Genomic DNA, 20,874 nt, shown 5'->3' on the forward strand with positions numbered 1-20,874 from the left:
TCGTATCTATTTACAACTATTCCTTTCACCATTAAGGAGTGGTGATCTGCCTAACCATGGCGTAAAACACCCCTTCATCATTATACGCGGCGTAGATACGAGAGTCTCCTGAAGGGCTCTCAAACAAAATATTCCCTATCATTTTATTGACAACAGTGTAATCCTCCAGCCGGATGCCGAATAACTCATCAGCAATAACAGCAGCCGAACTCTGCAGCTTAGCGTTATCCATAGTGAGTATCTTCGTGTCCTGTTCTCCATGAATTTTAGAATCATATGACTCTTCGATATGCAGGGAGTTGTCTTGTACATGCAGGATTTCATGTGTGGCATAATCCATTATCACTGTGGAAGGCCCATTTTCATCCTCTCCATATTTTAAAATGATGACATCCCACTTCGCAGCCAAGCCCCGGGTAATCTGATACAAGTGATCTTCACGCTCACCTCTAAGAAGCTTAAGCGCCCTATCCGATTTCTGTATCACTTCTTCACTTACCTCATTTCTGTTCAGATTGATCGTCGCCCCGGCGTAGATACCGTTTTCGTAGTCTATCCGTCCTTCCTTGCCGAGGAGAACATCGTGGGTCCGGACTTCTCGATTCGATACCAGGCTGTATTGGCTGGATCTCTCAAGTCCGGTAACCGTAAAATTCCCTTCGTAACCATTATCCCGCAGATTCACAACCGCTTCATTGATAAGCTGGGGATCGATTTCCTTAAGGGGATAAAAAACATTCATATTCCACTCCGTTACTTGTCCGATCTCAGTATTGATTCTAAGGGTACTGGTATATTCCCCGTCTTCAAAAACGATCCTGACCTCATTTATTCTCTCCATCCGCTCCAAACTCACAACAGGAAGCTTCTTTCCAAGCTGCTCCTGCATGATGCGCTCGGCTGTCTTGCGGAGCCCTGCATCGGTGAGGTCGGGGGTCTTCACCTCATGATAGAACATGCCCGCCTGTCTGCCTTCCCCCAGAAGCCCTTTCTGCTGCAGGAGCGCTCCCGTCCCGGCCAGCAGCAGAATAATCGCAGCTACTATGAAGCTTAACCGGAGTTTGTTACCTGTCCGTTCCAGTCCCGGTGCGCCGCTTCGTACTTGCATAATAACTTTATCCGCAGCCGCTTCCGTGAACCTTGATTCCCGGAATGGACCGTTCCGCGCTTCTTCATACCACTTCGGCTCCCGCTCCTTCATGACTCCATCCCCCTTAATTTCTCCTGGACTTTATGCCTCGCGCGGTGCAGCCTGGATTTGACGGTTCCCGGAGAGAGCCCGGTCAGTCCCGCGATTTCCTGAATGGACAGCTCTGCCTTCAAATCCAACACCAGCACTTCGCGGAACTTGTCAGGAAGCTGCAGGATGATGCTCCAAATCTCGTCTGTCCGGCAGTTGCCGAGATACTCCATCTCCGCAGAGCGGGCTGTACCCGGAAGTTCATCAGGCCAGCTGTTCCTGACAGGTTCATTATTACGGATGGCCTGTACACCACCCCAGAATCCCGACCGGAAGAACCGCGACTTGCGGTAAGAGAATACGGTATTCCTGGCAATGGTGAACAGCCATGCCTTAAAGGAAGAGGAGCCCCGGTAGGTTCCGATCCGGTAAAAGCATTTAATAAACACCTCCTGTGCCAGGTCATCCGCGATATCGGCGCTTTTGGTGAGATAGTAGATATAATGCCATACATCATTTCCGTAAAAGCCCATGATCTGCCTAAGCTGTTCTTCGCTCATGGCCGCCGCATGCGCCAGGTCCTGCAGTTCGGTTCCCCATCCCAGTTCCAAAATCTTCACCTCACTGTATATGACCTCAACTCTGTCCATGCGGTTCCCGGAATCGCAAAAAAAAGCAGAGGGCCCGTTCCCTCTGCTAGTTACAATCGTTAGTTGATATCCTGTGTTGCATTCCCGTGATCTGAAAATTTCCACCTGCAAATTATAACGGCAGCCTTGCAAGTAGGTCAATGCCATGAGTAAGCGGGGTGCGCATCCGCCGCCTCCATGCAATCAATGATCAGGCAAGCGGGGTCTGCGCCAGCAGCCTTTTAATGGAGCGGTTGGCTTCATGCAGCACTGTGTCCTTGTCTACCGTCTTCAGCAGCCCTTTATCCATGAGAATTTCACCGTCGGCGATCGTTGTTTCCACGTCGGCCCGGGTTGCCGAATAGACAATGCGGGAGATCGGATCTACATCGAAGGATGGGAAGGTATGGAAGTTGTAGAGATTCAGGATAGCCAGGTCTGCTTTTTTGCCAACCTCTATGCTGCCGATCTGATCCTCCATACCCACAGCCTTGGCTCCGCCGATGGTCGCCATCCGGAAGACACTTCTTGCATCCATCGTGGTCGGCCCATGCTGCGGCTTCTGAATCATGGCGGCCAGCCGCATTTCATTGAACATATCCAGGTTGTTGTTGCACGGCGCCCCGTCTGCGCCCAGGCTGAGATGTATGTGGTCATGGAGCATACCCGGTGTATTTGCGATACCGGAAGCCAGCTTCAGATTGGAGCCCGGGCAATGGCTGACATGAACCCCGCGGTCACGCAGGATACGCCGTTCCTCATCATCCAGCCAGACGCAATGCGCCAGAATCAGGCGTTCGTTCGCCAGCCCCAGATGATCCAGATAGACAATGTTCCGCATCCCGGTCATAGCCTGAACGATCTCAATTTCCCCCAGGTTCTCGGAAGCATGGGTATGTACCCTGACTCCGTAGCGCTCCGACAGGTCACGCACCTCCCGCAGCAGCGGCTCCGTGCAGGAGATTACAAAACGCGGCGAAAACGCATATTGAATCCGGCCGTTTCCATACCCGTTCCATTTTTCCAGCAGGTCCACGCTCTCCTGGAGCGAAGCTGCTGTCTCCTCCTGCAGAGCCGCAGGCGCATCCGCATTCTTCTGGTCCATCATCACCTTGCCGGACAAAGCGCGGATACCGCTCTTGGCGAGCGCCTGAAACGCAAAATCCGTATGATGCACTGTCTCCATATCCACAATTGTCGTGGTACCGCTGGAAATCAGCTCGCCGATACCCAGCATAGCGGAATAATACAGCGACTCCTCGTCATGTGCCGCTTCAAGCGGCCAAATCCGCTTGCGCAGCCAGTCCATCAGCTCCAGGTCATCCCCCTTGCCCCGGAACAGCGTCTGGCAGAGATGAATATGAGTCTGCACAAAACCGGGAATGACAGTACGGTTCCTGGCATCGATCACCCGCTCATCCCCCTGCGCAACGAGGCCGCTGCCGATCTCGGCAATCAGGTTGTCCCTGATACGGATATCGCCATAGATGATTTCCTCCTGCTTGTTCATTGTGATAATCTCTGCGTTCCGGATCAGGATATTTTCCATCTTCATCGTCCCCCTTGTCTTGTGCATCCATAACCGCCTTAACACAAAAAGGCCACAAAAATATGCCTGGGCATATTTTCGTAGCCAGAAATTTACGGTTCCCGGTAGAGACCCTTAAACCAATTATTAAGGATATACGAAAAAAAGGATTATTCAATTGCTTACTGAATAACCCTATCATAAACGAATGACAAGTTACATGTCAATAAAAGTTATATAAAATAACATATTTATTATTTCAAATATATTTCGATAAAAAACAACGCTTTTCGCCGAATGAATGTCATGTTTCATTACAATATATCATTTAGCAAGCATCCTCTGTTATCTCATAAGGGACCCCCGTTAACGGTTAACTGGCTTGTCCATTGTTTCCGCCGGCTGTGAGCACTTTCTCGAAAACCGAAAAGTTCGCTGTGCGTCCGGGAAAATCCACTACACCTCTGTATTCATATCCCAGCGAGGGATATAGTGCCAGCGCTCTTGCATTTTTGGCGTAGGTATCCAGCCGGATACTGGTATAGCCGCGGCTCCGGGCATGTTCTTCGGCAAAAGCAATCAGCTTGCGCGCAATCCCTTTGCCCTGCACTTCAGGATGAACGGCCAGCCGGTGCATCATAAGATGCGGCCCCTGCCCCTCTGCCCAGTCAATGGCATCGTACTGCTCCGCCTGTTCCTCATCCAGCACAATAATACCGGCGATAGCTCCCTGCTCTTCGTAGGCATACAACGTGCCATTATCCACATCCTCCGAGATGACCTCCTGGTTCGGGTAGCTCTCATTCCACTGGTCGCTTCCGCCGGCCTGCATGACCTGTACACATTTGGCAATCAGCTCCATGATCGCGCCAATTTCATCTCTACGGGCATTACGTATCTTATCTCCACTCATGGACATCCCTGCTTCCTATCGACATTTGAACCTGGTAGAGATTCTGTTAAGAAGTCTACCATATCCGGGAGCGGTACCGATAGTGTGGAAGCATCCGTGCCAAAGCTCTATAAAGGCGGTGTGCGGTAAACGGCATGCCACCTCTATAGAGCAACCTTATCCTATGGCTCCGGGCATCTCAGCCCAGCTCCAGCTTATGCCCGTCCTCGAAGCCCTTGGCGAAACCCGCGTCGAACCCCACGTTGTATGCTTCGGTGTAGCCCTGCTGAAAGGCGTCTCCCGGCGGCGTTTCCGGAGGGACGCCCAGATCCGGGGGGAGCTGCACCACCTGTGCAACGGGCGGAACCTCAACCGCCGCTACTACTTCAATCGGCGGTTGAACTACCTGCACCGGCGGTTGAACTACCTGCACCGGCGGTTGAATGACCTGCACTCTGCGGACAAGCCGGCGGCGAAGTCTTCTTTTTCTCCGCGGCAGGAGGCCTCTCTTGGTCTTGCCGGTACGGAGCGCCAATCCCCTGCCCGTTTTGCGTGAAGGCCCTTTGCGGATTCTGGCTTTGCGCGACAGCAGCAATGTACGTCTGCGGGTTCTGCTGCCTAAGCTTACCTTTCCCAGCTTCTTTTTCTTCATCCTTCTCCTCCTCCTGAACTCCAAGTACTTCTTGCGGTACCGCCTGCGCAAGCCGGACTCAGCCATGGCGCAGCAGGATTTCCCCGTTTCGGCTGATGCAGCGAAATACCGGACATCATCCGGCACATCGAGCTCTGATATTGGCTTAGAATCCGGATATTGTCGCTCAGCTTGCGGGCTGTCAGCTCCGATTGCCCCGTAACCTCGGCGATACTCTCCAAGATGGCCGCAAGCGCAGCCTGGCTGCGGGCAATGGAGCGGATCATCTCCAGCTTGACGGCGTGTTCAGAGAGCAGCCCGCCGCTCATTTGCTGTCTTCCCCGAAGTCGAAGCCCTCGCCGGACATGCCGCCAAAGCCTTCTCCGCCTTCTTCACCGCTGCCCAGCACCGCTTTTAAATTGCTGTACAACCCATTTTCCAGCTTGGTCAGCCCTTCGACCATTTCCACGATCACTTCGTGAATGGAGATGGGTCCCTTAAGCTGCTCTTCATGGGAGTCGAACGCTTTAGCGTGGATATGATGCTGTGTCCACTGCTTCACTTTTTCCGCTTCCACCGCCTTGGCCTCAAGAATCATTGCGATGTTCCACTGGATAGTAGCGGACGACTCCAGCATTTGCAGATAAGCCTTTTCTCTGCTCATCTTCCACCTCCTGCTCTGTAAGCGCTACTCTTCTTCCTGGCCGTTCAATTCCTTGATAACCCTGCCCACCCCTTCAGCCATTGCCTCTTCCAGATCAGCAATCGCGTTAAGGTAGGCAATAATATTTTTGTTGACCTGACCCGTGCTTTCCACCAGCCCGCTGAATCCGCCAAAATCAGGCTCTACATCCGGCAGATCATGGACAATTTGCGACATACGGACGGCTACGTGGCGTTCGGCGTCGAGAATCCGTGCCATCTGTTCGTGCGTATGGGCCATGTGCTGCAGGACTTTCGTTATTTTATTCTGCACCTTCATGTCTCCTTTGCTCAAACGCCCTGCTACAGCATATGCGGCAGAAGCCCTAGCGGTGCTGGGCTTTACAGGAAGTTGCGGAGTGGCAGCGGGTTAAATTGCAGTTCCAAAGCAATAGCCTAGCCCGACTCGGCCAAACCTCACTGCAAGATGTCACGTACTGGAATAAACTTATATCAGGGATGCGCTGAGCAGCAATTAAACCGTATGTAATGCAACGGGAGAGGGAGGCTATGAAGGATTGACAAGGTGAAGATGCCGAGATTATGCTGGGGATGGATTTGTACTTTTTTTCCATTTTAATACTTGAAGCCGGTACTATCGGATTGGGGGCACTCTATTGAAACTCAAGAGCACCCGCCTGGATCTGCGGCCTTTAACACTGGCCCAGCTATCCTTGGCGGGATTGAATTATGCCGGACTGGAGCGGGATTTTGGCTTGAACATCAGTGGAACTGTACTGGATGATGAAATGCTGTATGCCATGCAGGTCAGACACTCCAAAGTGCTTCAGGACCCGCTCAACTACCCATGGCTGACCAACTGGGCGGTCATTCAGCGGGAAGAACAGCGGCTAATCGGCTTCATCATCCTCAAGGGCCGCCCGAATGATCAGGGCGAGGTTATCGTAGGTTACACAATCAATGAAGGCCACCGCCGACAAGGATATGCTACAGAGGCATTGCAATGCATCTGCGGCTGGATTTTCAGCGATCCGCAGGCGCTCTGGGTCATCGCCGATACCGAAAAAGACAATGCCGCCTCGCACAAAGTCCTTAAACACCTCGGCGCACAAAAGCACCGGGAGGCCGGAGAGCTGATCTGGTGGCGGATTGCCCGGCCGGACAGCCAGACTCCGGCAGGAACCGTGGTCTGATACGCGCTGCGCCAGCTGCAATGGTGAACCGCAGGCAAGTGAGGTGCAAATCAGGCGCACCGTTGTTGAGGGGCGCGCGGGGCGGGGGAAACAACGGTAGTTTTGCCGTTGGTGAGGGGCCGCGGGCGCGGGGCGGGGGAAACAACGGCAGTTTTACCGTTGTTGAGGGGCCGCTGGGTGATCAGAGGTATTTTTACCTCTCATTTCGCCAACTAAGCCATTTACCACTGGATCAAAGGTATTTTTACCTCTCATTATCCCAATTAACCCATTTACCACCAAATCAGAGGTATTTTTACCTCTCATTTTCCCAAATAGCCCATTTACCACCGGATCAGAGGTATTTTTACCTCTCATTTTCCCAACTATATAGAGTGAACTTAAGATATTTCCATAAGGGACTTCGTCGGGACTACGGGGAATGTTTGGAACTTCCGGCCGCCGCCCATCTGCAGATTTCTTGATTGTTACCGCTGTTCGCGGTGGAAATCCGCAGACAAAGGCGGACGCATTCGCTCCGTAAGTATCCAAACCTCCCCTCCATCCCTTTTGTTACTTTTTCAAGTTCGCTTTATATAGCCATCTTTACCACTAGATCGAAGGTATTTTCACCTCTCGATTCATCCAATAATCTGTTTACGGGATGGCCGGATTCCACCTCAAGCGTATGCCGGGTGAAACAACGGCACTTTTGCCGTTGTTAAGAGACCGCTGATGGCGCTCACGCTGCAGACCAAAAAACACGCGCCTCACGGCAGCGTGTTTTTCAGCTTTTCTCCGGCTTCGTACAGGGATTGGAATGTTCCGGCGTCGCTCCACCATTCCTTGAGCACATCATAGCTAAGCCTGCGGTTAGAGGCGTAAATGTTGTTCACGTCAGTGATCTCAAGCTCGCCTCTTTGGGAAGGAGATACGCGCCGGATAATATCGAATACAGCCTCATCGTACATATAAATGCCGGTTACGCAATATTTTGTCTTCGGATGCTCAGGCTTCTCTTCGATATAGGCAATCAAGCCGGTATCCTGACTGTCGAACACGGGAACACCATATCTCCGCGCATCTTCCACCGGTTTCAGCAAGACTTTGGCTGTCCCCGGAGGCTGCTGCAGATACTTTTTCACATAAGGCTCCAGATCATCCATAAAAAGATTGTCACCAAGCAATACGACAAACCGCTCACCCGGGAGAATGAACCCTTTTGCCAGCTCCAGCGCTTCCGCAATGCCTCCGGCGGCCTCCTGAATTTTGTAAGTCAGAGAAACGCCAAACTCTGCCCCGCTGCCTAAAAAATCCGTATACTGCCCCGCGGACTGCTTGCTGATGACCAGGAGAATATCGGTTATACCCCCCCGGCGCAACCGGTCTATACCGTAACACACCATAGGATATTTGCCGACCGGAAGCAAATGTTTGTTCATAAGCCGGGTCAGCGGATATAGTCTTGATCCTGTTCCGCCCGCCAGTATGACTCCTTTCACTTACTTTCCTCCTTTTTATCTGTGTCTTAAGCCTTTGGGTCAACGTTTCAGATGAACTCTGCCGGATCTGCGTGCCATTTATCCATAAAAATCCTGCGATTGCGTTCCACCAGCTCCTGCAGCCGTGAGGAGTAAACCTCCTTAAAGCTGGCACTTCCTTCATGATGCACCAGGCAATTCCCGGCAATAAGCAGACGGTAGCCCCGCAGCCGGGCGCGGTAACAGTAATCATCGTCTTCATAGTGTCCCGGCGAATACCGCTCATCCAGAAAGCCGATGGTGTCCAACAGTTCTCTTTTAAATAAAAAGCATAATCCAACCAGACGCTGGGTTCCGATCCATTCAGACGGTCCACGAAGACCCAGCCTCTCTGCCTCGGCGTGAAAACCCGAAATATCTGTATAAGGTACGCTTATCTGCTGACGCCCGCTGGCATAGTTCGTTACAGGTCCTACGATGCCGATGTCCGGCGCACTGTACAGGGCGTTTTTCAAATGGGTAAGCCAGCCTTGCGAGACAATTACGTCATTGTTCAGCAGCAGCAGTTCATCGCCCGAGGCCAGTTGCATACCCAGATTGCAAGCCGCAGGGAATCCCCGGTTCTGGGGAAGAGAAATAAAGGTCAGCTTGTTCTCACGGCAAAAAGCGTCTGTTCCATCGGTCGAAGCATTGTCGATCACAATTATTTCATAGGGTAATTCAGTGTATGCCCTGACCGCTTCCACACAGGAACTGAGCAAGCTAAGCTTGTTATAGGTTGGGATAATGATACTGGTCATTGTCATATGCCGTTCCTCCAGGCTGCCAATTGCCGCCGCTGCTCCTGCCGGATTTCAGCGGAGATTATGCCTCCGGCGTTACGGTGCATAAGCACCCTGAACAGCGCTTCCGCATGATCTCCGGCGATCAGTTGCTCCATAGCATTGCCGGCTCCTGTGTTCCCCTGGCGTAGTCGGTTATGCTTGATGACGTCCACCTTCCCCGCTTTCTCCACTCTCAGCTGCCCTATGATTGAGAGAGCCTGCGCTTTGGGCGGTACCGTCAGCTCACGGTAGCCGATCCGCTCCAGAGCCCGCCGCGACAGGGCATGGGGGACAGCAGTCATCGAGCTGACCCCCAGGTCGTTTCTGCCCAGAACACTGTTCAGATATAGTTTGCAGCGTGTGACATCATCACTTAAGGCGAACGGAGGCAGCAGCGCATCCAGGTCATTCAGTGCGACATCCACACCACCGTCCACAGCCGAAGCAAAAACAGCCAGCTGTGAAGCCGGAATGACCATGTCCCCATCCAGGAACAACAGGATGTCGCCCCGGCTGAGCTTGGCCCCAAGCGCCCGCCCTACATCATGCCCCGCAGATTCCGGGCAATGCACCACTGTGGCCTGCTTGAAGTTCCGGACAAGGCCATAGCTGTTATCGGTGCAGCCGTTCAGCACAAGGATGATCTCGGCCGGATTCAGGCGCTGTACCTGCTTCAGCAGCCCCGGCAGCGTGCGCTCCTCATTGCGCGCCGAGATAATTACCGACAGCGAGCCGTGAAGCTTCGGCAGCGAAAGCTCTGCTTCGCGGGAGGCGGAAGCAGAAGCCCTCTCCTCCAGGCGCGCGGCATTGCCTGCCGCTTGCCGGGAGGCAGGGCTGCCGGCGGCGGCGCTCCGCCGGACTGCGGTACGGGCGGCGGCACCAGCTTGGGCCGCCCTCCGCTTGCCGGCGGTGCCGCCCGTCCCCGTCCGGCGGGCAGGCGCAGCTGCCGCCGTCTTGACCATGGCGGCGGCAGCTCTGCCATGGCCCGGTGAGGGCGCTCCCTTGCGGGAGGCAAGTGAAGCCCGCCGCGCTTTGGCTTCAAGGCGGCGGATGGAAGATGTATAAGCCTTAGGCCGGGAGCTGGCCCCAGGATCGAGCATTGCTGCAACTGCTGTCATCTCACCATCTCCCTTCGCCGGTTGCCATCATTGAAGCCCGCTCTTTCGCCTCTTCGCTGAAGCACCATGCCTGCCGCGTCCAGATGATCCGTGAGGATCACCTCACGCAAGGGATCTGCGCCCGCCTGCTTGGGGCGGACAGCATTCAGTCTGCCTACAGGCACCTTGTGCACCGCCTTCACAAGCAGGCCGTCAAGCACAGCCTGTGCATGTGCGAGCGGAGGCCTGGACAGCAGGCCGCTTCCTAGCGCGGCAAGCGCTTTACGGCTGAGCGCATGGGGGACTGCCGTCAGCGAGCAGCCTTTTAGATCAGAGCGGCCAAGCATAATGTTGAGTGCATGCTTGGAGAGCACTACCGGATGCGGGAACTTACTCCGGACCGGACCGGAATAATCATTTAGAGCCACATCTGTACCATGGCTGACTGCAGCCACAAAGGGACGCAGCTGTGAAGCGGGGATCACAAGATCCCCGTCGGTGAAGAGCAAAACCTCTCCCTTAGCCGCTTCTGCTCCAATACTGCGGCCCACATCATGTCCGAGCGGCTGCTCGAAGAGAATAACACGCGCCCCCTGTGACAACGCAATGTCTGCTGTATTATCGAGAGAGCCGTTAACCACAACAATAACCTCACAGCGGGGATGAACTCCCCTTGCTCCGGCAATCACCTTGGCAATCGTTCCCGCTTCATTCATAGCAGGAATGATTACCGACACGTAAGGCTCAGGGTGATTGGCCGCAGGGCGCGGCGCGGCAGGGCGCACCGGCCGGGAGATTCTCCGCGTTGGTTGCAAAGCCCGCCGCCCCGTGCGGCGGGCAGATGTACGTCTATGCTTCAAGCTCATCCACCTTCCTTGCAGGGCATGGTCTCCGGGCTGAGGGTTACATCACAGTCTATGTAATCCGCTGTCCCGGGTAACGGCAAATGTCTCCCTGCGCGCAGAAATTTGGACAAAAGCCCGACGCCGCCTCCGTAATACAAAATCTCCCTAACGGGTAAATACTAACTCACAGCTTACGATTGCAGAAATTCCCCACCGTTCCAATATCAAGGGAGCACGCTGGAGGCCCGGGTTGTTGTACAATAGGCAAGATTAGCGTCTTTTGGCTTGCTTAAAGCCTACTAAGTTGTGCAGCGTGTACAACTTTCGCCCATAAGCTAGGGTTAGGAAAGGCATGGTTGAGCGTGCGGTTTTGCGCGGGTTCCTCTGCGGACTCAATGAGCCCCCTCACGATCTATCCTCGGCTGATGCGGACAGGAAATCCTTTATTTTGCCGAATCAGACGGTTCAGGGGGTTATGCAGACTGAGATTCCGCTATTTGTCCTTTCCCCCCTCATTCTAGGCTCAAAAGGGCGATATAACGGCTCCGAAACAACCAGCAAAACAGGATTTTTCGCAAAATTAGGTCTTCTCTGTCCGCTTCACTCTACTAACGGAGTCCACTCCTCTTGCACCGCCTGTATCATCTGAAGCTCATGCTCCCAAGATATCCGCATTTTTGGGCATTGCATAATTTCCTGCACAAAAAACAAGGACGCAGCCGTTGGCTGCGCCCTGTTAAAAATTTTACATTATTCTCTTCCCGGCCCCGCTCTTAATCAAACGCCCGATGATCCTTGGCTGGCTTCACCAATGGGGAGCCGAGGGCAATCCATGATAACACTCCATAAAAATGCGAGGTCTCGCGCAGCCTCACCACCTCAATGACTGCTTCTCCACCGCCCCTGCTCTTCAGCGAGGCATGGAAGAACGGCTGATTGGTCATGGCAACAAGCACATAGCCGGTATGGCCAAAGCTTTCATCAAAAGTCACTGTAACCTCTACACTCTCCGCATCCCCGTTGAACATGAACGCTGTCATGCCGAACTGCTGCAGAACCTGCCGGTTACCTGAACTCTGTACCGGACTGAACGACAGGTGCTCCGCATTTACCGATCCGGGCGTCAGATGATCACCGATTATTGCCCCAGGAGCAATATGATAGCTCTGTACGCTGTCTTCTTCCAGATGACGGGATTGAATGGCGAATGAAGTGATTTTGGAGGCGTCCACCGCCTCATCCTGAAGCTCTATGTTTCCAACTGCGCTTTCAGCCAGCTGCCTGGTTCCTACACTGCCGAACGCAAGCTTCTCCCCGGTAATGCTGCCATCCGGCAGCAGGTCTGCACTGTGGATTTCCTCCGCCAGATGCTCAAGCTTGATGATACCGGGGCTCAAATGACGTTCCTCCAGCGCTTCATCCGCAATATGCCCGCCGTGGACGCTGTTCAGCTGAAGGTGCTGCGGGCCTACCGCATCTGCCGCCAGCTTGGCATCGCTGATGCTGCCATCCGGCAGCAGGTCTGGACTTAGGATTTCCTCCGCCAAATGCTCAAGCTTGATGATACCGGGGCTCAAATGGCGTTCTTCCAGCGCTTTATCCGCAATATGCCCGCCGTGGACGCTCTGCAGCTGGAGGTGCTGCGGGCCTACCGCGTCTGCCGCCAGCTTGGCATCGCTGATGCTGCCATCCGGCAGCAGCTCGGAGGTCAGCACACTCTCGGACAGATGAGCAAGCTGGATGCTGCCAGAGCGGATATGGCGGCCATCCACCGCCCCCGGAGCCAAATGACCTCCGTATACACTGCCCGGGGCCAGTTGATAGGACCCTACTGCCTCTGCCGCCAGCTTGCTGCCGTCAATACTGCCGTCCGGCAGCAGCTCTGGAGTCAGTGTATCCTTTGCCAGATGTGACAGCCGGATACTGCCAGAGCGGATATGGCGGCCGTCCACCGCTTCTGGAACCAGATGGCCTCCATATATACTGCCGGGAGCCAGATGCTGCGGACCCACCGACCCTACCGCCAGCTTGCTGCCGTCAATACTGCCGTCCGGCAACAGCTCTGGAGTCAGTGTGTTCTCGGACAGATGCTCCAGATGAATGCTGCCGGGGCGGATATGGCGACTGTCCACCGCTTCAGGAGCCAGATGCCCGCTCTCAATGCTCTGCGGCTGCAGATGCTCCGGACCCACCGCACCGTTCGCCAGCTTGCTGCCATCGATACTGCCGTCCGGTATCAGCTCTGGAGTCAGTGTGTTCTCAGCCAGATGCTCTAGATGGATGCTGCCGGGGCGGATATGGCGGCCGTCCACCGCTTCTGGAACCAGATGTCCTCCATATATACTGCCGGGAACCAGATGCTGCGGACCCACCGACCCTACCGCCAGCTTGCTGCCGTCAATACTGCCGTCCGGCAGCAGCTCAGCGCTGCGGACTTCTTCCGCCAGATGCTCAAGCTTGATGATGCCGGGGCCCAAATGACGATCTTCCAGCGTTCCATCTGCCAAATGCCCGCCCTGGACACTTTGCGGCTGCAGATGCTGCGGGCCCACTGCTCCTGATGCCAGCTTGCTGCCGCCAATACTGCCATCCGGCAGTAGCTCTGGAGTCAGTGTGTTCTCAGCCAGATGTGACAGCCGGATACTGCCTGAGCGGATATGGCGGCCGTCCACCGCTTCTGGAACCAGATGTCCTCCATATACACTGCCGGGAGCCAGATGCTCCGGACCCACCGCGCCGGCCGCCAGCTTGCTGCCGCCAATGCTGCCATCCGGCAGCAGCTCAGGAGTCAGTGCGTTCTCGGACAGGTGCACTAGATGGATGCTGCCGGGACGGATATGGTAGCTGTCGACTGCTTCAGGAGCCAGATGACCACCATCTACACTGCCGGAGGCCAGATGCTCCGGACCCACCGCTCCGTCCGCCAGCTTGCTGCCATCAATGCTGCCGTCCGGCAGCAGTTCCGCGCTGCGGACTTCTTCCGCCAGATGCTCAAGCTTGATGATGCCGGGGCCCAAATGGCGATCTTCCAGCGCTCCATCTACCAGATGACCGCCCTCGATGCTCTGCGGCTGCAGATGCTCCGGACCCACCGACCCTGCCGCCAGCTTGCTGCCATCAATGCTGCCGTCCGGCAGCAGTTCCGCGCTGCGGACTTCTTCCGCCAGATGCTCAAGCTTGATGATGCCGGGGCTCAAATGGCGATCTTCCAGCGCTCCATCTACCAGATGACCGCCCTCGATGCTCTGCGGCTGCAGATGCTCCGGACCCACCGCGCCTGCCGCCAGCTTACTGCCGTCAATACTGCCATCCGGCAGCAGCTCCGCGCTGCGGACTTTTTCTGCCAGATGCTCAAGCTTAATGATGCCGGGGCTCAAATGGCGGTCTTCCAGCGCTCCATCTACCAGATGACCGCCCTCGATGCTCTGCGGCTGCAGATGCTCCGGACCCACCGCTCCGTCCGCCAGCTTGCTGCCATCAATGCTGCCGTCCGGCAGCAGCTCCGCACTGCGGACTTCTTTCGCCAGATGCTCAAGCTTGATGATGCCGGGGCTCAAATGGCGATCTTCCAGCGCTCCATCTGCCAGGTGACCACCCTCGATGCTCTGCGGTTGCAGATGCTCCGGACCCACCGCTCCGTCCGCCAGCTTGCTGCCATCAATGCTGCCGTCCGGCAGCAGCTCCGGAGTCAGCGTACCCTCTGCCAGATGCTCCAGATGAATACTGCCGGGGCAGATATGGCGGCTGTTCACTGCTTCAGGGGCCAGGTGGCCGCCATATACGCTTTCGGTGGCCAGATGCTGCGGGCCTACAGCCCCGGCTGCCAGCTTGCTGCCATCAATGCTGCCGTCCGGCAGCAGCTCCGCACTGCGGATTTCTTCTGCCAGATGCTCAAGCTTGATGATGCCGGGGCCCAAATGGCGGTCTTCCAGCGTTTTATCTGCGAGATGACTGCCGTAGATGCTCTGCGGCTGCAGGTGATGGGTACCCACCACACCAGCCGCCAGCTTGCTTGCTCCAATGCTGCCGTCCGGCAGAAGGTCTGCGCTGTGGACTTCCTCCGCCAGATGCGCAAGCCTGATGATACCGGAGCTCAAATGACGTTCCTCCAGCGTTCCATCCGCAAGATGTCCGCCCTGGATACTTTGCGCTTGCAGATGCTGCGGGCCCACTGCGCCCTCTGCCAGCTTGCTGCCGTCGATGCTGCCGTCCGGCAGCAGGTCTGCGCTGTGGACTTCCTCAGCTAAATGCTCAAGCTTGATGATACCGGAGCTCAAATGACGCTCCTCCAGTGCTCCGTCCGCAAGATGTCCGCCCTTGATGCTCTCCGCCTGCAGATGCTGTGAACCCACTGCCCCTTCTGCCAGCTTGCTTCCTTCGATGCTGCCGTCCGGCAGCAGCTCTGCGCTGTGGACTTCCTCGGCCAAATGCTCAAGCTTGATGATACCGGGGGTCAAATGACGCTCCTCCAGCGTTCCATCCGCAAGATGTCCGCCCTTGATGCTCTCCGCCTGCAGATGCTGTGAACCCACTGCTCCTTCTGCCAGCTTGCTTCCTTCGATGCTGCCGTCCGGCAGCAGCTCTGCGCTTTTCGTCCCGGAAGCCAGATGGCTTAACTGGATGCTGCCGGGACGGATATGGCGGCTGTCTACCGCATCCGCTGCCAAATGTCCTCCATAGACGCTGCCGGAAGCCAGCTGAAAAGAACCTACCGCACCAGCCGCCAGCTTGCTTCCTCCAATACTGCCATCCGGCAGCAGCGCTGCACTGCGGGCTTCATCCCCCAGATGCTCAAGCTTGATCAGACCGGGACGCAAATGCCGTTCCTGCAGGATTCCGTCTACAAGATGTTCACCATAAACGCTTTCTTGCTGCAGATGGAGCGAGCTCACCGCGCCTGCTGCCAGCTTCACGCCGTCGATACTGCCATCCGGCAGCAGTTCCGGGGTCAGCGTGTCTTTGGCCAAATGTTCAAACTGGATGCTGCCGGAGCGAATATGGCGGCTGTCTACCGAATCTGTGGTCAAATGATCTGCATATACGGTGCCGGGGGCCAAATGGAAAGGCCCGACGGAGCCCTCGGCCAGCTTCATACTGCTGATGCTTCCATCCGGCAGGATGTCTGCACTGCGCGTTTCTTCCGCCAGATGCGCCAGAGTGATCTCTCCGGCCCGAATATGCTGTCCTTCCACCGCCTCCGGCTGCAGATGCCCGGCTCCCACACTGCCGGGAGCCAAATGCGTGGCCTCTACAGCACCCGGTACCAGCTTCTCTCCGCCAATACTGGCGTCCGGCAGAATTTGGCTGCTGCGGACTTCCTCAGCCAGATGGGCCAAGGTAATGCTGCCTTCCCCAATATGCCGCCCTTCCACCGAAGCTTCGGCCAAGTGGCCGTTTTCTACACTTTTCTGCGCAAGGTGGCGGGAGGAAACAGCTCCTTCGATCAGCTTGGCTCCGGAGATACTGCCATCCTGAATCTGAATGGAAGAGACCGAACTTGGGTTAATATGCCCATTGCCGATGGACATGGGCCGAATATGTGCCCCGCCCACACTTCCCGGGGCAAGATGTCTGCCCTGCACTGCAGCGTCGATGATCGAACCAGACCCGACCGCCCCCGCTGCCAAGTGCTCGGCTTGAACGGACGATGCTGCCAGTTTGGCGGATTCTACGCTTCCATCCGCCAGCTTTGCCGTCGTAACCGACAGGTCCCCCAGCTTATCGGTGGACACACTTTCCGGCGACAGCTTTAATGAAGTTACTGCATAATCAGACAGGTGATGCGGCTGTACAATTGCGGCGGAGAGATGAATTTCCTTCACAGCACCTGTACCCAGCTTTTCACTCACTACCGAACCCGGCTGCAGTGCAGAAGAGGTGACACTGTTGTCTCCAAGATGCCTGCGTTCCACAGCACCCGGTGCCAAATGTTCGGCATCCACCACGGCGCGCTGCAATACACGCCCGCTGACGCTGGCATCGGCCAGATTTTTTTCCTCCACCGTACAAAAAGCAATATGCTCCCCGCTAACCGCCTCCCGCGCAATAGCATTGGCACTAACCGCACCGGGAGCCAGTTTGGCGGCAGTAATGCTGCCATCCGCCAATTTATCCGGGGTAATACTTTGCGGACGGAGATGCTCTCCTGCCACGGAGGCACTTGCCAGCTGTTCACCCGTAACAGCTCCGTCGGCCAGATGGGCTGTAAGCACTGCCTCCTCCTGCAATTGGATTGAACCGACCGATTTCGCTGCCAAATGGGAATGCTCAATAGACTCGCGCTGCAGGTGGACGGAAGTAACGGCCTGCATGGCAATCTGAGGCCCGCGTACAGCAGACTTGGCGATATGCCGTGTCGTGACGGCTTCATCAGCCAGCTTATGCGAGAGAATGCTTTGATCGGCGATTTTGGAGGAGGTGACCGCCTGCTCCACAAGCTGGGCTGTCCCTACCGCCCCTTCTGCAAGCTTTACAAAAGAAATGCTGCGGTCCGCCAAATGACGGCTGGCAATTTCACCGTCAGCAATATGGATGCCGTTCACACTTTCCGGGCTTAAGTGCTGCCCGCGTATCACCTCTTTGCCAATCTGGCGTGAACCTACCGCACCGTCGGCAAGATGCCCGCTTTCGATAACACCAAGCTGAAGCTGCTCTTTGCCGATCAGCCGGCCGGCCAGCTGTTCCGGTCCAATCGCACCCGGAGCCAGATGCGCCGCTGTAATTGCGCTGTTGCTGATATGGCGGCTCTCAATTACGGCCTCCCCCAGCTTGGCGCCGCTGATTTCACCGTCGGCAATTTTATCGCCCGATACCGCTTCGTCAGCCAACTTGGAACGGTCAATGCTTCCATTCGCCAGATGCCGGCTGACGATGCTGCTGCTCAGGATTTTCTCGCCTGTCACCGCCCCATCCTCCAGCAGCTCCGCTGTGATGATGCAGTCGCTGAGGTGGCGGCTGGTAATGGCCTGGTCGGCGATTTGGCCTCCGCCGATGATCCGGTCTGCCAGCTTCTCCGGACCGATGCTGCCGTTTTTCAGCTTTTCACCGCTAATGGAATGGTCCAGCAGCTTGCCGCCGCTGATGCTTCCTTCCGCCAAATGCTCGCCCGTTACGGATTCAGGGGCCAGCTTGGAGGATGTTATTGCCTTGTCCGCGATATTAATGCTCTGCACAGCATAGTCCTGCAGCCAGGGCGTGCCGATGATGCCGAATTTCAGCTTGGACCCGTCAATGGTGCGGGGCGCAATTTTTCTTCCGGTAACGGCACCATCGGACAAATCGTCCGTATATACAGGCTGGAGGCGTTCCTTTTCGACCACTGGCGGCACAATCTCAGGGATTGGCGGCAAAGGTTCATCATCCTCAGCGTCAATTTCCTCCACCTGTTCCTGAAGCTCTTGCTGATCAAGTACGGGAGATTGTACGAATTCCGCCGCCTCAAGCGTATCCACCCCGCTCACCTTCAGAGTTGAACTCCCGGCATCCGGCGTTTCGCTGCCGGGTTCGCTGCCGGAGGTGTCTGCCACCTCCTGTACCTTGGGACTGCTTCCCAGCAAACTGAGTTCCCTCATATTCGGATTATCCACAATATAGAGCGGTTTTTTGGAACTGCGGTGCTGATTTCTTCTGGAGCCCTTCACAAGCAGTCTCCTCCTTCCATCTATTGTTTCTCCTAGGCATCATATGCAGCGCATTGGGCGGATGACACCTTTTTGCGCGCCAAGCTTGACAATTCTGCTTCCGCTGCCTGTGGAAACAGAATACGCAGTTTCTTTCAAAAAAGGGCATCTGCCACCGCGCATTCGTCCAACCCTAAAAGGCAAGTACACACATACAATGACACAGGAAGAGGAGCAGCCGGAACAATAGAAGATAACAGGAGGAACAAACATGGGGCAAAAGCTCGTGGGAATACTGTTAAATGCCGCTATGCACCGGGGCGTTCCCCGGCTAAAAACGGGACAGGAATCGCTGGAGAGCTATGAGGAAGCCGCCGCCGCATACGGATTAACCCCCTGCTTCCTGAAGCTGTCCGACATCGATACGAGATCCGGCTACAGCATTGCCTACGTAAAAGGGCCTAATGGCTACAGGAGTGCCGTAATTCCGACACCGGACGTCATTCATAACCGGGCCATCTACGATCCGGGGAGCCGTGGAGTTGAAAGACTCCTTCGCAGCGGCGTTCAGGTATATAATACATGCAACCGCTATGGAAAAGACCAGATCCATGGGTTGCTTGAGCAGAATGAAGGGCTGCGCGGCCTTTTGCCAGTCACCTCAGCCGGGCTCTCCGGACTGAAGGAAATGATGGACAGCTATTCTGATCTTATCCTGAAGCCCTGCCGGGGGAGCATCGGGCAGGGTGTAATGCGCCTCTCGCGGAATAGTCCCGGGCACTGGACCTGGAGCTATCTGCCCGGCGGCTCCAACAGCTGGGCCAGTACAGCCGTCTACCAGGATGCCTTGCCCAGAGCCCTGCGGGCGCGCCTGGCATCTGCTCCTTACCTGGTCCAGGAACGTATCCCGCTGGCCGAGCTTGGGGGCCGGCCGTTTGATCTTCGCGTCACCGTTCAGCGGGGCTGGGGCGGAGAGTGGCAGGTCACCGGACTGTTCGCCAAACGGGCAGCACCCGGCGGCTTCGTCTCCAACATTGCCCGCGGCGGAGAGGCGCTTGACCCCACCTTTGCACTGGAGCAGGCATTCTCCGGTGCCGCAGCGGCAGGTATCCGCATGTCCGTTCTAGCGCACAGCCTCAGTGTTGCACGTGAACTGGAGAAAAGTCTCCCCGGCCTTTCGGACATCGGGCTGGACATGGGCATCACCGGAAAAGGCCGCATCTATTTCATCGAGTGCAACGGACGGGATCAGCGCTACGGCTTCCGCAAAGCCGGACTGACCGGCACCTGGAAGGAAAGCTACCGGAAGCCTATGGCATATGCAAGATACCTGCTTGACCGTCCTGCACGGCATAACAGTTATTGATTTGTCTCCTATTCTATGTCAATATAATGCAGAGCGGGCGGTCCCGGACACGGGACCGTGCTGCTGCATGATGGAAGGGAGATAATCATGGTAAAACAATTGCTGCGGCTGATGACCGAGTTGTCCTCGCACAGATGGCTTTCCCGGTTGATGGGGGCTTTTTCCCATAGCAGACTCAGCCGTTTTTTAATCCCGGCATTTATTCGGATTTATCATATTCCCGCTTCTGAGGCGGAGAAGCATTCCGGGGAATACCTTACACTCAATGAATTTTTCAGCCGCCGCCTAAAACCCGGCATGCGTCCTATTGCCAGCCACGAGAATGCGGTAGCCAGCCCGGTGGATGCGCTGATTACCGCCATGGGCGAGATTCACTCCGGAACGATAATGAATGTAAAAGGACAGGACTATGAACTGGAAGATCTTTTGAACCATTCCCCGCACCTGGAGCTGTACAAAAAAGGCTTTTTCTTCGTGCTCTACTTAAGTCCAACGGATTATCACCGGATTCACTCCCCGCTTACCGGGCGCAAGGTCGAAAGTGAGCATATCCGCGGACGGGCCTATCCGGTCAATGAGTTCGGCATGAGACACATGAAAGGTGTGCTCAGCCGCAATGAACGGCTGATTACTTATATCGCCGGAGCCAACGGTGAAGCCGCCGTGGTAAAAGTCGGCGCGATGAATGTCAGCAGCATCCATTACGCGGATGAAACGGCTGATGCCTGGCAGATCGGCGACGATCTCGCTTATTTCGAATTCGGCTCCACCGTAGTACTGCTCCTGGAGAACGGCAGCTTCACCGCGCGTCCGGGGCTGACCAGCGGAACCAAGGTGAAGATGGGCGAGCTGCTGGGCACGCTGCAGCGTCCGGTGTAGAATAATCAAAGGCGGCAAGTCTCCCAAGGCCTGGAGATCTGCCGCCTTTTTAAATGACACCTATACCC

General features: G+C 55.7%; 17 protein-coding genes and 1 riboswitch. Of the genes, 3 read left to right on the forward strand and 14 right to left on the reverse strand.

Annotated features, from left to right (window positions below; translation table 11 throughout):
* Positions 1 to 31: 31 nt before the first annotated feature.
* From PRIO_RS27505 to PRIO_RS27540, 8 genes are all read right to left on the reverse strand, one after another.
* Positions 32 to 1,201: a hypothetical protein gene (locus tag PRIO_RS27505; protein WP_020426403.1), complete on the reverse strand. Its 1,170-nt coding sequence runs from the start codon at positions 1,199 to 1,201 to the stop codon at positions 32 to 34.
* Positions 1,198 to 1,791 carry an RNA polymerase sigma factor gene (locus PRIO_RS27510; protein ID WP_051010599.1) on the reverse strand — a complete coding sequence of 198 codons (594 nt, stop codon included), beginning with the start codon at positions 1,789 to 1,791 and terminating at the stop codon, positions 1,198 to 1,200. Before PRIO_RS27510 ends, PRIO_RS27505 begins: the two co-directional genes overlap by 4 nt.
* A gap of 229 nt (positions 1,792 to 2,020) precedes the next feature.
* A complete protein-coding gene (locus tag PRIO_RS27515) occupies positions 2,021 to 3,358 on the reverse strand; it encodes a 5'-deoxyadenosine deaminase (RefSeq protein ID WP_020426405.1) in 1,338 nt (445 codons plus the stop codon).
* A 61-nt stretch (positions 3,359 to 3,419) separates the two neighbouring features.
* Positions 3,420 to 3,518: riboswitch (purine riboswitch) on the reverse strand.
* Positions 3,519 to 3,710: 192 nt separating this feature from the next.
* Positions 3,711 to 4,250, reverse strand: a complete 540-nt coding sequence (locus PRIO_RS27520) for a GNAT family N-acetyltransferase (RefSeq protein ID WP_020426406.1) — start codon at positions 4,248 to 4,250, stop codon at positions 3,711 to 3,713.
* Between the two features lie 178 nt (positions 4,251 to 4,428).
* A complete protein-coding gene (locus tag PRIO_RS27525) occupies positions 4,429 to 4,881 on the reverse strand; it encodes a hypothetical protein (protein ID WP_020426407.1) in 453 nt (150 codons plus the stop codon).
* Positions 4,878 to 5,189 (reverse strand): hypothetical protein, encoded by a 312-nt coding sequence (locus tag PRIO_RS27530; RefSeq protein WP_020426408.1) that lies wholly within the window; start codon positions 5,187 to 5,189, stop codon positions 4,878 to 4,880. The genes PRIO_RS27525 and PRIO_RS27530 overlap by 4 nt, the downstream gene beginning before the upstream one ends.
* Positions 5,186 to 5,524 carry an alpha-helical endospore appendage domain-containing protein gene (locus tag PRIO_RS27535; RefSeq protein ID WP_020426409.1) on the reverse strand — a complete coding sequence of 113 codons (339 nt, stop codon included), beginning with the start codon at positions 5,522 to 5,524 and terminating at the stop codon, positions 5,186 to 5,188. Before PRIO_RS27535 ends, PRIO_RS27530 begins: the two co-directional genes overlap by 4 nt.
* A gap of 24 nt (positions 5,525 to 5,548) precedes the next feature.
* Entirely contained in the window at positions 5,549 to 5,842 is a 294-nt protein-coding gene (locus tag PRIO_RS27540; RefSeq protein WP_020426410.1) for a hypothetical protein, read from the reverse strand.
* 337 nt (positions 5,843 to 6,179) lie between these two features.
* Between PRIO_RS27540 and PRIO_RS27545 the strand changes: the two genes are divergently transcribed.
* On the forward strand, positions 6,180 to 6,716 hold the full coding sequence (locus PRIO_RS27545; RefSeq protein WP_020426411.1) for a GNAT family N-acetyltransferase: 537 nt from the start codon (positions 6,180 to 6,182) through the stop codon (positions 6,714 to 6,716).
* 153 nt (positions 6,717 to 6,869) lie between these two features.
* Here PRIO_RS27545 and PRIO_RS27550 read toward each other — a convergent pair whose 3' ends face one another.
* The 6 genes from PRIO_RS27550 to PRIO_RS27575 all read right to left on the reverse strand — a co-directional run bounded on the left by PRIO_RS27550 (position 6,870) and on the right by PRIO_RS27575 (position 18,582).
* Positions 6,870 to 7,247, reverse strand: coding sequence for a hypothetical protein (locus tag PRIO_RS27550; RefSeq protein WP_046505624.1), 378 nt, complete (start codon positions 7,245 to 7,247; stop codon positions 6,870 to 6,872).
* Between the two features lie 218 nt (positions 7,248 to 7,465).
* Complete coding sequence (locus PRIO_RS27555; RefSeq protein WP_020427918.1) at positions 7,466 to 8,197, reverse strand: sugar phosphate nucleotidyltransferase; 732 nt, start codon at positions 8,195 to 8,197, stop codon at positions 7,466 to 7,468.
* Between the two features lie 47 nt (positions 8,198 to 8,244).
* A complete protein-coding gene (locus tag PRIO_RS27560; RefSeq protein ID WP_020427917.1) occupies positions 8,245 to 8,982 on the reverse strand; it encodes a glycosyltransferase family 2 protein in 738 nt (245 codons plus the stop codon).
* Positions 8,979 to 10,118 carry a glycosyltransferase family 2 protein gene (locus PRIO_RS27565; RefSeq protein WP_052741528.1) on the reverse strand — a complete coding sequence of 380 codons (1,140 nt, stop codon included), beginning with the start codon at positions 10,116 to 10,118 and terminating at the stop codon, positions 8,979 to 8,981. Before PRIO_RS27565 ends, PRIO_RS27560 begins: the two co-directional genes overlap by 4 nt.
* A complete protein-coding gene (locus PRIO_RS27570; protein WP_039785707.1) occupies positions 10,115 to 10,963 on the reverse strand; it encodes a glycosyltransferase family 2 protein in 849 nt (282 codons plus the stop codon). The genes PRIO_RS27565 and PRIO_RS27570 overlap by 4 nt, the downstream gene beginning before the upstream one ends.
* A 752-nt stretch (positions 10,964 to 11,715) precedes the next feature.
* Positions 11,716 to 18,582 carry a WIAG-tail domain gene (locus tag PRIO_RS27575; protein ID WP_046505628.1) on the reverse strand — a complete coding sequence of 2,289 codons (6,867 nt, stop codon included), beginning with the start codon at positions 18,580 to 18,582 and terminating at the stop codon, positions 11,716 to 11,718.
* A gap of 250 nt (positions 18,583 to 18,832) precedes the next feature.
* On the opposite strand from PRIO_RS27575, the gene PRIO_RS27580 reads away from it, so the two are divergent.
* Both PRIO_RS27580 and asd read left to right on the forward strand, forming a co-directional pair.
* Positions 18,833 to 19,927 (forward strand): YheC/YheD family endospore coat-associated protein, encoded by a 1,095-nt coding sequence (locus PRIO_RS27580; protein ID WP_020429680.1) that lies wholly within the window; start codon positions 18,833 to 18,835, stop codon positions 19,925 to 19,927.
* Positions 19,928 to 20,014: 87 nt separating this feature from the next.
* A complete protein-coding gene (gene asd / locus PRIO_RS27585; protein WP_020429682.1) occupies positions 20,015 to 20,806 on the forward strand; it encodes an archaetidylserine decarboxylase in 792 nt (263 codons plus the stop codon).
* The last annotated feature ends 68 nt before the right edge of the window (positions 20,807 to 20,874 follow it).

The sequence above is a fragment of the Paenibacillus riograndensis SBR5 genome (assembly GCF_000981585.1).
GTDB classification, from domain to species: Bacteria; Bacillota; Bacilli; order Paenibacillales; family Paenibacillaceae; genus Paenibacillus_AQ; species Paenibacillus_AQ riograndensis.

Bases quoted from the DNA above. Each gene is read 5' to 3' on its own strand.
- PRIO_RS27540 (WP_020426410.1), bottom strand. From the start codon at position 5,842: ATGAAGGTGCAGAATAAAATAACGAAAGTCCTGCAGCACATGGCCCAT.
- PRIO_RS27570 (WP_039785707.1), bottom strand. From the start codon at position 10,963: ATGAGCTTGAAGCATAGACGTACATCTGCCCGCCGCACGGGGCGGCGG.
- PRIO_RS27580 (WP_020429680.1), top strand. From the start codon at position 18,833: ATGGGGCAAAAGCTCGTGGGAATACTGTTAAATGCCGCTATGCACCGG.
- PRIO_RS27515 (WP_020426405.1), bottom strand. From the start codon at position 3,358: ATGGAAAATATCCTGATCCGGAACGCAGAGATTATCACAATGAACAAG.
- PRIO_RS27520 (WP_020426406.1), bottom strand. From the start codon at position 4,250: ATGAGTGGAGATAAGATACGTAATGCCCGTAGAGATGAAATTGGCGCG.
- PRIO_RS27560 (WP_020427917.1), bottom strand. From the start codon at position 8,982: ATGACAATGACCAGTATCATTATCCCAACCTATAACAAGCTTAGCTTG.
- PRIO_RS27530 (WP_020426408.1), bottom strand. From the start codon at position 5,189: ATGAGCGGCGGGCTGCTCTCTGAACACGCCGTCAAGCTGGAGATGATC.
- PRIO_RS27535 (WP_020426409.1), bottom strand. From the start codon at position 5,524: ATGAGCAGAGAAAAGGCTTATCTGCAAATGCTGGAGTCGTCCGCTACT.
- PRIO_RS27525 (WP_020426407.1), bottom strand. From the start codon at position 4,881: ATGAAGAAAAAGAAGCTGGGAAAGGTAAGCTTAGGCAGCAGAACCCGC.
- asd (WP_020429682.1), top strand. From the start codon at position 20,015: ATGGTAAAACAATTGCTGCGGCTGATGACCGAGTTGTCCTCGCACAGA.
- PRIO_RS27565 (WP_052741528.1), bottom strand. From the start codon at position 10,118: ATGACAGCAGTTGCAGCAATGCTCGATCCTGGGGCCAGCTCCCGGCCT.
- PRIO_RS27505 (WP_020426403.1), bottom strand. From the start codon at position 1,201: ATGAAGGAGCGGGAGCCGAAGTGGTATGAAGAAGCGCGGAACGGTCCA.